12 protein-coding genes and 1 other annotated feature are annotated in these 12321 nt (G+C 37.7%); of the genes, 8 read left to right on the top strand and 4 right to left on the bottom strand.

All coding sequences use genetic code 11. The annotated features are described in order from the left end of the window. Positions 1-46: 46 nt before the first annotated feature. The 4 genes from BCER98_RS17240 to BCER98_RS17225 form a co-directional block, all read right to left on the bottom strand. A complete protein-coding gene (locus BCER98_RS17240; RefSeq protein WP_012095885.1) occupies positions 47-736 on the bottom strand; it encodes a hypothetical protein in 690 nt (229 codons plus the stop codon). Further along, positions 705-1598, bottom strand: a complete 894-nt coding sequence (locus tag BCER98_RS17235; RefSeq protein ID WP_012095884.1) for an ABC transporter ATP-binding protein — start codon at positions 1596-1598, stop codon at positions 705-707. The genes BCER98_RS17240 and BCER98_RS17235 overlap by 32 nt, the downstream gene beginning before the upstream one ends. Positions 1599-1808: 210 nt before the next feature. Next, positions 1809-2381, bottom strand: a complete 573-nt coding sequence (locus BCER98_RS17230; protein WP_012095883.1) for a class I SAM-dependent methyltransferase — start codon at positions 2379-2381, stop codon at positions 1809-1811. After that, positions 2378-3337, bottom strand: a complete 960-nt coding sequence (locus tag BCER98_RS17225) for a TIGR01212 family radical SAM protein (protein ID WP_012095882.1) — start codon at positions 3335-3337, stop codon at positions 2378-2380. Before BCER98_RS17225 ends, BCER98_RS17230 begins: the two co-directional genes overlap by 4 nt. 120 nt (positions 3338-3457) lie before the next feature. Here BCER98_RS17225 and BCER98_RS17220 point away from each other — a divergent pair, with 120 nt between their 5' ends. The 8 genes from BCER98_RS17220 (at position 3458) to BCER98_RS17185 (ending at position 12144) form a co-directional block, all read left to right on the top strand. Then, positions 3458-3721 carry a YtzC family protein gene (locus BCER98_RS17220; RefSeq protein WP_012095881.1) on the top strand — a complete coding sequence of 88 codons (264 nt, stop codon included), beginning with the start codon at positions 3458-3460 and terminating at the stop codon, positions 3719-3721. A gap of 16 nt (positions 3722-3737) precedes the next feature. After that, positions 3738-3887 carry a hypothetical protein gene (locus BCER98_RS17215; RefSeq protein ID WP_003208774.1) on the top strand — a complete coding sequence of 50 codons (150 nt, stop codon included), beginning with the start codon at positions 3738-3740 and terminating at the stop codon, positions 3885-3887. A gap of 199 nt (positions 3888-4086) precedes the next feature. Continuing rightward, complete coding sequence (locus BCER98_RS17210; RefSeq protein WP_012095880.1) at positions 4087-4449, top strand: VOC family protein; 363 nt, start codon at positions 4087-4089, stop codon at positions 4447-4449. Positions 4450-4583: 134 nt separating this feature from the next. Continuing rightward, positions 4584-5345 (top strand): ABC transporter ATP-binding protein, encoded by a 762-nt coding sequence (locus tag BCER98_RS17205; protein WP_041810079.1) that lies wholly within the window; start codon positions 4584-4586, stop codon positions 5343-5345. A gap of 16 nt (positions 5346-5361) precedes the next feature. Beyond that, the gene (locus BCER98_RS17200) at positions 5362-7227 is read left to right on the top strand and encodes an FtsX-like permease family protein (protein WP_012095878.1); all 1866 of its coding nucleotides are present in this window, start codon (positions 5362-5364) and stop codon (positions 7225-7227) included. Between the two features lie 147 nt (positions 7228-7374). Continuing rightward, positions 7375-8568 carry an MDR family MFS transporter gene (locus tag BCER98_RS17195; protein WP_012095877.1) on the top strand — a complete coding sequence of 398 codons (1194 nt, stop codon included), beginning with the start codon at positions 7375-7377 and terminating at the stop codon, positions 8566-8568. A gap of 52 nt (positions 8569-8620) precedes the next feature. Further along, positions 8621-8838: a binding site (T-box leader), on the top strand. Between the two features lie 65 nt (positions 8839-8903). Continuing rightward, complete coding sequence (gene leuS / locus BCER98_RS17190) at positions 8904-11312, top strand: leucine--tRNA ligase (RefSeq protein WP_012095876.1); 2409 nt, start codon at positions 8904-8906, stop codon at positions 11310-11312. A gap of 142 nt (positions 11313-11454) precedes the next feature. Further along, positions 11455-12144 carry a putative VrrB protein gene (locus tag BCER98_RS17185; RefSeq protein WP_012095875.1) on the top strand — a complete coding sequence of 230 codons (690 nt, stop codon included), beginning with the start codon at positions 11455-11457 and terminating at the stop codon, positions 12142-12144. Positions 12145-12321 lie beyond the last annotated feature (177 nt).

Raw genomic sequence — 12321 nt, 5'->3', positions numbered from 1 at the left:
TATCCTCCTAATTTCATAATTTAAATTTAACAATTCTCGTTTTTGTCTACGTGTTCCTTCTTCTTGCAAGATAAAGAAACAAAATCATTAAAATAAAGGAATATGCAAGTGACCATGCAGTAAGCCATAGTGTATGGATAGCCAAGTTATGTTTATAAGAACTCAGCATCATAAAATCGTTAATAGGTGGAAAAATCCATAGTAGTTCGGGCCATTCTTTTTTGAGACGAATGGATGCAATCGTAATCAGTAATATAAATGAAAGGGAAAGCCAAGCTGTGCTTGCTTTTTTTATGATGTTTCGTGTAAATAGTGTTGCAATGGAAACGCCGAGTATAGATAAAGAAAAGTGGGACAGAAATCCTGTGATAAATAAGGAAAGCGTCATTTTTTCTTTAAACATTTGAAAGGCAATAGGATATATAACAGAAATAAGAGAAAGAATACTGCAAATAAGAAGAGCTGTTCCATATTTGCCAAGGTATAAGGTTCGTATATTTTTAGTATGTGAAAGAGTAATTTGTTCTTGAACAGGGTCTTCTGTATGAAATAGTGTAATGGTAATCCACGCTGCAAGTAAATAGAGCATAAGAGCAGTTTCTAAATACGTGGAAACAATTGGGTTTGGTTTGTAGGCATAAACAAAAAGTAAACTTACGATATACATCGCAATTGGTGGTATGTATTTATATGACTTTGTATAATCAAGAAAGTTGTAACGAATGAGTGCAATCATAAAAATCCTCCTTTTGTTTTAACGATTTAGGTTGTAATAATGTAATGGATGCATTGTTATGTAATAAATAGTGAAGTATATCATTTGTGTAAGTTTTTTTGATGTGCAATTGAATAAGATGCTGCTTTACGGCATATGTAACATGGATGTAGCCAGGTTGTTTCTGTAATTCTGAGATAGAAAATGTATGTGGGACGATCGCTTCTATATAAATATGTTCTTTTTGAGTGATATCGGTTACCAATAGTTTGTCCTCTGCAATTGTATGATTGGCAATTGTTACAATTCGGTCGGCCAAGCTTACTAAGAGTTGTTTTTCATGGCAGGTGAAGAGAATCGTGAGACCTTGTTCCTTTAATGTAAGCAATATATGTTCCAGTTTTTGCTGAGATTTTAGGTCGAGTCCAGAAAGTGGCTCATCTAACATTAATATATCAACATCGCTAAGGAGCGCTTGCATAATATTTGTTCTTTGCTTCATTCCTTTTGAAAAGTTTCTTATAACGGAATGATTCGCATGTTGTAAATGAAAAATTCCTAATAATGAAGGGATTTTACTTTGTAAATGCTCTTTTGAGAGGTGATGAATACGGCCGAGGTGATATAAATAATCTTCGAGTGTAAAACGAATATCTTCTGGAAACTGCTCGGGTACATATCCAATCTTTATACTCGATTCTTTGTAAATTGTGCCTGCTGTCGGATGAATAAATCCAGCGATGATTTTGAGCAAAGTGCTTTTTCCAGTACCATTGCCGCCAACTATAGCAACAGCTTGTCCTTGTGGAATGGATAGATGGATGTTTTCTAATATAAGTTGTTTGCCATATTTCTTTTGGATTTCTTTTAGTTCTAGCAACAAAATACTTCCACCTTTCTATATATTATATGTATATCCATTATATGGTTTTTGTTTGGGTGGTACAATACAAAAAAGACGTGCACATACCACACGTCCCTTTGTTGATTTTTGTCGAGCGGCCGATATGTCATGTCGAAACGCCGATATATTTTAATTTGCGCCGATATAATTGGAGTTATGTTCGATATATCAAAAAAATCGCCGATATATTTAACGTTTCTCAATGGCCACAATAAATGGTGGGTTATTTTGTTGATTGATAAATCCATAGCGAAGGACATGTGCTTGTTTTTGATCCAAACTTTCAGCAAATTGTAGAACAGCATCACGCTCTATTTTTCCTTCTGGATGTCCGTGATAAATGACAAGAACGATGATTCCTTCCGGTGCCATAATTTCTAACAATTGTTCAATGGCAGCAATTGTCGAGTTCGGCTTTGTAACGATATGTTTGTCGCCACCAGGCAGGTAACCTAAATTAAAAATAGCTCCCGTTACTTTTCCTTTTGCTTCTGCTGGCAAGACGGATAGTAGCGTATCGTGGCTATCATGAATGAAAACTGTTCGTTCTTCTAATCCTTTTTCTTTTAGGCGAGCAGTGGAATTTTCAATGGCTTCTTTTTGAATATCAAATCCAAATACTTTCCCGTTCTCTCCAACAATCTCTGCTAAAAAACAAGCATCATGACCATTGCCAAGGGTTGCATCAACGGCATAATCGCCCTCTTTGACAGCTGTTTGTAAAAGTGTGCGCGCAAATGGTAGGACACGTTCTAATTTCATACTTGTTTCACCTCGTTTGCAAATTTTCCTTGCCAACTTCCACGGCGTACAAACTCTGCATCGATAGAATTTAATACTTCCCATTTATTTAAGCTCCACATTGGACCAATCATTAAGTCAGGAGGACCATCACCTGTGATGCGATGCACAATCATGTCTGCGGGAATGATTTCAAGTTGGTCAACAACGAGATTTACGTAATCTTTTAAGGAAAGAAATTGTAATTGTCCTTTTTCATATTGCTTCACCATAGGTGTCCCTTTTAGTAAATGAAGCAGATGGATTTTAATCCCTTGCACATCAAGTTTTGCCACTTCACGTGCAGTTTCCATCATCATATCATAGTCTTCAAGCGGAAGGCCGTTAATAATGTGAGAACATACATTAATGCCATGTTTACGAAGTTTATTTACGCCTTCTATATATGTTGGATAATCATGAGCACGGTTAATCAGGTTCGCAGTGCGTTCGTGAACAGTTTGTAAGCCAAGTTCAACCCAAAGATATGTGCGTTTATTTAATTCAGCTAAATATTCTACAACATCGTCAGGTAAGCAGTCTGGGCGCGTTGCGATGGAGAGACCGACTACGTCCTTTTCTGCTAAAAGAGGTTCGAACTTTTCTTTTAATACTTCAACTGGAGCGTGGGTATTTGTATATGCTTGGAAATAGGCAATACATTTTCCATCCTTCCACTTTGTGTGCATTTTTTCCTTCATTTCATAATATTGCGTTACAACATCGTCGCGACGATCACCAGCAAAGTCACCAGAACCAGCAGCGCTGCAAAACGTACAACCGCCGTATGCGACTGTGCCATCACGGTTCGGGCAGTCAAAGCCGGCATCTAATGAAACTTTAAAAATTTTTTCACCAAATTCTTTTCGTAAATGATAGTTCCACGTATGGTAACGTTTGTTATCATTTGTATATGGGAAAGGGTTTTGAACCTTCATACTTATATTCCTCCTACATTTAAGAGCGTACAGTAAAAACAAAATCCATTATAACATACTCATAAGGTTGATATGGAAGGGACACACTAAAGGGGAAGTAACGGCAAGGAGGAATTTGTTATGGCAGAGCGTCAATCACTTGAAGTATACATTACGCAAGCTGAACAGGCGATGGAATATGCAAAAGAGCAGTTAGATATTGGAAGTAGGCAAGAGCATTACAATACAATGGAGTATTCAGATGCTCAGTTAAAGTTAGAACAAGCTTATAATGATTTACAAGTGATGCAGCAACATGCGAATGATGAACAGCGTGAGCAGCTAAATCGTGTGCGTATGGCAATTAGACAATTGCAACATCAAATGATTGTTACGCCGCACTAATAAGGAGTGAATAAAAGTGGCAAAACGTTCTGATCAAAATAATCCAGAGCAAAAAACACAAAATGGGCATAACGCTGAGTTTTCAAATGAACTTGACCCAGTTGTTCAAGCGAAACAACGTAATCGTAAAAAAGGACAACCTCAAAAATCGAAGCAATCAGAGTGAGTCAGGTCGAAGTATGACCTGACTTTATTTTGTAATCTTACGTATTGGACGCTTACAATTTTACAGAAATTAACGATGTGACAAGCTGCTTAAAAAATAAGCCAGCTTGCCTCGTAGCTTATAAAGCATGATGAAAGTCGCTTTTTATAGAGAAATATATTATGCTTGATAACCGAGAAAAGATTTGGAGGAAACAACAATGATTGCACATATTGGCACAGTCGCACTTTACGTAGATGATCAACAACAGGCACTTGAATTTTGGACAGAGAAGGCTGGATTTGAAGTATATCGTAATGACCCAATGGGGGCAAATGCAAGTTGGATTGAAGTAGGACCAAAAGGAGCCCGGTCACACTTAGTTATTTATCCAAAAACAATGATGCCAAATGCAAATGAGTTAAAAGCATCAATTGTATTTGTAACAGACAATATGACAGAGACGTATGAGACAATGAAGAAAAACGGTGTGGGGTTTAAACAAGAACCAAACGAAATGCCTTGGGGAACTTTCGCGATCTTTCAAGATAATGAAGGAAATGAGTTTGTGTTAAAAGGTTAATATATAAAGCTGAGCTTATGTAAGCCCAGCTTTATATATATTACAAAAATGTAAGGTAAATGTAATATTAACCAATGGTAGAGATTCGGGAAAAGATGCAAAATAGGAAGCAGAAAACATGTAGGAGGATGTATATGAGCAAATCAGTTGTAGACGTAAAAAACGTCCAAAAAGTGTACGGTAAAAAAGGTGAAAATCAATCTTATGCTTTAAAAGGTGTATCGTTTTCGATTCAAGAGGGAGAATTTGTTGGGATTATGGGACCATCTGGTTCTGGGAAAACAACATTACTAAATGTGATTTCAACGTTAGATAAAGCAACAGGTGGTGTTGTTGAAATTGCAGGAACGGATATTACAAAGATGAAGCAAGGGGAGCTATCTGATTTTCGTTCTCAAAAATTAGGATTTATCTTTCAAGACTTCAACTTACTGGAGAACTTAACGATTTATGAAAACATTGCTCTTCCGCTATCACTTCAAGGTGTTTCATCACGCAAGATTGGACCAAAAGTAGAAAAGGTAGCAGAAATGCTAGGGATTTCAGAGATACTTCAAAAATATCCATCTGAAGTATCTGGGGGACAAAAGCAACGTTCAGCAGCAGCACGTGCCCTTGTGCATGAGCCAGCTATTATTTTAGGGGACGAGCCAACCGGAGCGCTTGATTCCAAAAATGCAACAAGCCTTTTAGAAGCCATGAAGAATTTAAATGAAGAACAAGGTGTATCCATTATGATGGTAACGCACGATCCATACAGTGCAAGTTACTGTGAGCGTATTTTATTCATTCAAGATGGTGAGTTATATAAAGAGATTCATCGAAGTGGAACACGTGAAGACTTTTATAAAGAAATATTAGATGTGCTTGCAGATTTAGGCACAAAAAAAGCGTAAGAAAGGAGGTAACAGGATGTTATTTAAGCTGTCTATGTCAGGATTAAAAAGTAAGCTGAAAGATTATATCGTCTTACTAATTGGTCTTGTCATGTCTATTTCAATTTTTTATATGTTCCAAACGTTAGCGTTGAATAAAGCATTTCTTCAATCTAACTCGGTCATTCAATCGATTACTTTCGTCTTTCAAGCTGGTTCGTTTTTACTAGCAATTATTACGTTCTTTTATATTTTATATGCGAATTCTTTCTTATTATCGCTTCGCCAAAAAGAATTTGGCATGTATATGATGTTAGGAGCAAAGAAACATAAAATTACTTTGCTTATGTTTATGGAAACAGTCATTATTGGAGTTGCCTCTCTCGTAATTGGGATTATAGTTGGTACAGGGCTTGCACAAGGAATCGGTCAATTATTGATGAAACAATTAGAGTTTACTGGAAGTGGTTATCAAGCGTTTTATATTCCATCGATGACCGTTACTTGTATTTTCTTTTTTGTATTATTTGTATTATCAGCAATTATGAACAGTATTAAGTTATCACGTATTTCCGTTTTACAACTTGTTCATGCAGATGCGCAAGCAGAGCGCATTAGAGTGAAAGGGCAACTAACTAGTATTATTGCGGTACTTGCAGTTATTTTATTAGGAATTGGATATGCCTCCATGATTTATATGGATAAGTTAAAGCAAATGGGCATTATTATTGCGCTAATTACAGTAACATCAGGAACTTACATGCTGTTCGGAGCACTTCTTCCGGTTATTATTAAAAAGCTAAAGAGTAACAAAAAGCGGAATGAAAAAGGATTGAATGCCTTTACATTTGCACAATTAAATTTCCGGATTAATAGTTTAACAAGAGTACTTGCAACAGTGGCGATGTTAATTGCACTGGGTGCAGGAGCCATTTCTGGCGGGATGGCGTTTAAAAATAATGTAATGAATACAGTGGATCTTTTTGAAGTATATGATGCAGTAATTCATAATCCAACAGCTGAACAAAAGAAAATTTTAGACGGGATTTCATTTCAAGAGAAAAGCGAATATCGCTATAAAGTAGACGATAAATTTGTTTACTACTTAAATGAAGATTTAGAAAAGAATCGTCCGATTATAATGGATACATCTAATCGTGAAAATGCGGAAAGTTTAAAAGATGTTGCTAAGTTTAAAAAAGTGTCTGAAGAACTTCCAGTTGGAGCAATTTCAGGTGGAAATGAAAAAGATCCTAACGCAAAGGTACTGCCAGAAGAGTGGAATGAAGTATTCTTTAAAATAGAACCTTTCTATGTCCATCCTAATCATACCATAAAAATTGTTGATAAAAAGATGTATAACGATATGCAAGGTACAGAAGGTATTGTATTTCTTGGAAAAACAGATGATTTTGTCACATACACAAAAGAATGGAAAAAACTTGACGAATTGCAGGAAGCGAAATATAAAAATGCAAAAGAAGGAAGCTTCCAAAGTAAATATACAATGTATACAGGATTTTACACGATTGCTAGCGGGACAGTATTTATGGGGTTCTTCCTTGGAATTGCTTTCTTAGCAATGATGGCAAGTTGCTTAATGTTTAAAATTCTCTCTGGCGCTTCTAAAGATATTACACGTTATCAAATGCTTCGTAAAATTGGAGTGCGTCGTGAGTTATTAACGAAATCTATTTATAAAGAGTTATTTTTCGTATTCTTATTTCCGGCAATTATAGGTATTGTCCATGTGTTAGTTGGTATGAATATCTTCGGATTTATTTTAATTGATCCGTACTTCCGCATTTGGGTTCCAATTGTTATTTTCGTAGTCATTTACGCTATTTACTACTTAATTACAGTTCAATTGTATAAAGGAATTGTTCTTCCGAAAGAAGAGTAAGGGAAAAATACCGAGCAGAGAATGTTCGGTATTTTTTCTACTATTATCTGAATTTCATCAACTATTAATCAGTTGCCTTCCTATTTAAAAACGACTACAATTTTACTGTTATATAAGAACGAAAAAAACAGAATAGGAGGGGACACGATGCCAAGAAAAGTATGGCTATTAGTAGCTGGAATGATTATTAATGTCACAGGTGCTTCTTTTTTATGGCCTTTTAATACAATTTATTTACACGACCATTTAGGTAAATCTTTGTCAGTGGCCGGAATGGTATTAATGATTAACTCACTTACGGGCGTAATTGGAAATTTGCTTGGTGGTACATTGTTTGATAAGTGGGGCGGATATAAATCGACGTTACTTGGAATTGTGATTACACTTGTTGCTATTTTAGGTCTTGTATTTTTCCATGGTTGGCCATTGTATGTCATTTGGCTTGCATTAATTGGTTTCGGTTCGGGAATGGTCTTTCCATCGATGTATGCAATGGTTGGTGCAGTTTGGCCAGAAGGTGGAAGGCGTGCATTTAATGCGATGTATGTTGGACAAAATGTCGGAATTGCTGTTGGCACAGCATGCGGTGGCCTAGTTGCTTCTTATCGCTTTGATTATATTTTCTTAGCAAACTTTATTTTGTACTTTATTTTCTTTTTAATTGCTTTTATCGGTTTTCGCGGTATGGAGGATCAAAAAGAGCAACGTCTACAAACAGAAGTTAAAATGAACAAAGGGTATTCGCTCACACCGGGATTTAAAGCGCTTCTTATTGTTTGTGTAGCATATGCGTTATGTTGGGTTACGTATGTACAGTGGCAAGGGGCAATTGCAACGCATATGCAAGAGTTAAATATTAGTTTGCGTCATTACAGTTTATTATGGACAATCAATGGAGCGATGATTGTTTGTGCACAGCCGCTTGTAAGTATGATGATTCGTGCAATGAAGCGTTCTTTAAAGCAGCAAATTATGATCGGAATTGGTATTTTTGTAGCATCATTTTTTGTATTAAGTCAGGCGGAGCAATTTACAATGTTTCTTGTCGCGATGGTGACATTAACAATTGGAGAATTATTTGTATGGCCGGCTGTTCCAACAATTGCAAATATACTAGCGCCAAATGATAAACTTGGTTTTTATCAAGGGGTTGTCAATAGCGCAGCAACTGTAGGGAAAATGTTTGGACCGGTTGTTGGTGGAGCAATTGTTGATTTATACAATATGGAAGTATTGTTTATAGCAATTATGGTAATGCTTGTAATAGCATTTTTTGCCACAAGCATTTTTGATAAGAAAGTAAAAGTGGAAGAAACAGTGAACGAAAAAATTGCAGTTTAGTTTGACGGAACATATAACATGTTTTAGAATATATTTAACTTCACTCATATTTTTAATAACAGCGAGAAGGAGTAGTAGTAAGCGAAACGGGTCTAGAGAGTTGACGGTTGGTGCAAGTCAATCCATGTTTCATTATGAACTCGCCTTTGAGTTGCGATTGTGAACTTAAGTAGCAATGGCCGTTCATCCACGTTACGGATTTAAGTGAATGTAAGTATTTACATTAATTTAGGGTGGTACCGCGGGAATCTATAACCTCTCGTCCCTTTTTAGGGATGAGAGGTTTTTTGTATTTTAGGCGGTGAAAATAAATTGTATTTTAAGGAGGGAATCTCATGAGCTTTAATCATCAAGAAATTGAGAAGAAGTGGCAAGCGTATTGGGAAGAGAATAAAACATTCCGTACGCCAGATGAGACAGACAAACCAAAATTTTATGCATTAGATATGTTCCCATATCCATCAGGTGCAGGTCTTCACGTAGGACATCCAGAGGGATATACAGCAACAGATATTTTATCACGTATGAAACGTATGCAAGGGTATAATGTTCTTCATCCAATGGGATGGGATGCATTCGGTCTTCCAGCAGAGCAATATGCACTTGATACGGGGAATAGCCCAGCGGAATTTACAGAGAAAAATATTAACACATTCCGTAATCAAATTAAGTCACTTGGCTTCTCATACGATTGGGATCGCGAAGTAAATACAACAGATCCGAATTACTATAAATGGACACAATGGATTTTCTTAAAGCTATTTGAAAAAGGTTTAGCTTACGTGGATGAAATTCCTGTAAACTGGTGCCCAGCACTTGGTACAGTGCTTGCGAATGAAGAAGTAATTGATGGTAAGAGTGAGCGCGGTGGACACCCTGTTGAGCGCCGTCCGATGAAACAATGGATGCTAAAAATTACTGCATATGCAGATCGCTTACTAGAAGACTTAGATGAGCTTGATTGGCCAGAAAGTTTAAAAGATATGCAACGCAACTGGATTGGACGTTCTGAAGGTGCAGAAGTACATTTTAATATCGACGGTACAGATAAGAAATTTACAATCTTTACAACGCGCCCTGATACATTATTTGGAGCAACTTACTGCGTACTTGCTCCAGAGCATGCACTTGTTGCAGAAATTACAACAGAAGATCAAAAAGGAGCTGTAGAAGCTTACATTGATGTTGTAAAATCGAAAAGTGATTTAGAACGTACAGAGCTTGCGAAAGAAAAAACAGGTGTATTCACGGGTGCATACGCAATCAATCCTGTAAACGGAGAGAAATTACCAATTTGGATTGCTGATTATGTGCTTGCTAGCTATGGAACAGGTGCTGTAATGGCAGTTCCAGCTCATGATGAACGCGATTATGAGTTTGCCAAAACTTTTGATCTGCCAATGAAAGAAGTGGTAAAAGGCGGAGACATTACGAAAGAAGCATACACAGCTGATGGGGAACACATCGATTCTGCATTCCTTAATGGTTTAAATAAGGAAGAGGCAATTGCAAAAATGATTGAATGGCTTGAAGTAACAGGCGCAGGAAATCAAAAAGTAACGTACCGCCTTCGTGACTGGTTATTTAGTCGTCAACGTTATTGGGGTGAGCCAATTCCAATTATCCATTGGGAAGATGGTACGATGACAGCGGTGAAAGAAGAAGAATTACCGTTAGTTCTTCCAAAAACAGATAATATTCGTCCGTCTGGAACAGGTGAATCACCACTTGCAAACATCGATGAGTGGGTAAATGTTGTAGATCCAGAGACTGGTAAAAAAGGCCGTCGTGAAACAAATACAATGCCGCAATGGGCTGGTAGCTGCTGGTACTATTTACGTTATATCGATCCAAACAATAACGAAGCACTTGTAGATCCTGAAAAAGCAAAACAATGGCTTCCAGTTGATATTTATATTGGCGGGGCAGAGCATGCTGTACTTCATTTACTATATGCTCGTTTCTGGCATAAAGTATTATATGATATCGGTGTTGTTCCAACGAAAGAGCCATTCCAACAACTATTTAACCAAGGTATGATTTTAGGAGAAAACAACGAGAAAATGAGTAAGTCAAAAGGTAACGTTGTAAACCCTGATGACATCGTAGCAAGCCATGGTGCTGATACACTTCGTCTTTACGAAATGTTCATGGGACCATTAGATGCTTCAATCGCTTGGTCTGAAAACGGCCTTGATGGAGCGCGTCGTTTCTTAGATCGCGTATGGCGCCTATTCGTTCAAGAAAACGGTGAATTAAGCGAGAAAATTACAGATGCGCCGAATAAAGAGCTTGAAAAAGCATATCACCAAACAGTGAAGAAAGTAACAGAAGACTATGAAGAGCTTCATTTTAATACTGCAATTTCTCAAATGATGATGTTTATTAATGATGCATATAAAGCGGAAACGCTTCCGAAAGAATATGTAGAAGGTTTCGTGAAGTTACTTGCACCAGTTGCACCGCACATTGCAGAGGAACTTTGGAGCAAGCTTGGTTATAATGAAACAATCACATATGCAAGCTGGCCAACATTTGATGAGTCTAAACTTGTAGAAGATGAAGTAGAAATTGTTGTTCAAGTAATGGGAAAAGTTCGTGCAAAACTGAAAATGAAAAAAGACGCATCAAAAGAAGAAATGGAACAACTTGCACTTGAAGAAGTGAAAGAACAAATTGAAGGGAAAACAGTTCGCAAAGTAATTGTCGTTCCTGGAAAACTTGTTAATATTGTTGCAAACTGATGAAAAAGAGCAGTCCTTTATAAGAAGGCTGCTCTTTTTCATAGTGGAAAAAAGATGAATTCCTATACAGACAAACACCTATTCAATTGTGTGCAATATGATAAAAAAGGTAGACTAAACTTGAGAAGAAGAGGTGAAAGAAATGAAAGGGATAGATAATAAAGCACCATATGGATTTATGATTAGTGGAGACCATCACTATGCTCCGATGGGAATTGGTGGAGGAGCAGGAGGATTCCCGCCATCTGTAGCTGGTGTGCAAACAGGAATGCCAGGGGTAGCACCAGGGTTTCCAGGAGGATTCTCTCCAGGGGCTGTAATGGGTAGCCAACTAGGGGGACCGACTGTATTTCCAGCACCAGGAATTGGTGTTGCAGCAGGTATAGGAGCAGTGAATCCATATGGTGTTTACGGACATCATGGACACCACGGACATCATGGACACCACGGACATCACGGACATCATGGACACCACGGACATCACGGACAACATGGGCATCACGGACATCATGGGCATCACGGACATCATGGACACCACGGACAACATGGGCATCACGGACATCATGGACACCATGGACATCATGGGCATCACGGACAACATGGGCATCACGGACATCACGGGCATCATGGACATCACGGGCATCATGGACATCACGGACATCATGGACAGTATGGACACCACGGACATCATGGGCACCACGGACACCATGGGCATCATGGACATCAACAAGACCAGCACCATCATCAAGGACAACATCATCAAACTTGGTACGGCGGAGCGACAAGGGATTCCGAAGGGACAGATGGTCATACAGGATATAATGGATGTTGATGATTGGAATCTAGCACATATAAAAAATTCTCTTGTGCGCAAGGGGATTTTTTTATTGGGCATAGTAAGGTGAGGAGGTGTTACATATGGGAAAAGGTAGAAGTAATAATGCTGGTAAAAAACAGCCGAATTTTGATGATTCATCTAACTTTGCTAAGCAAAGTCAACCGACAGAGA

The sequence above is a fragment of the Bacillus cytotoxicus NVH 391-98 genome, assembly GCF_000017425.1.
Taxonomy (GTDB): domain Bacteria; phylum Bacillota; class Bacilli; order Bacillales; family Bacillaceae_G; genus Bacillus_A; species Bacillus_A cytotoxicus.
This window is presented reverse-complemented; position numbering and strand designations above follow the sequence as displayed.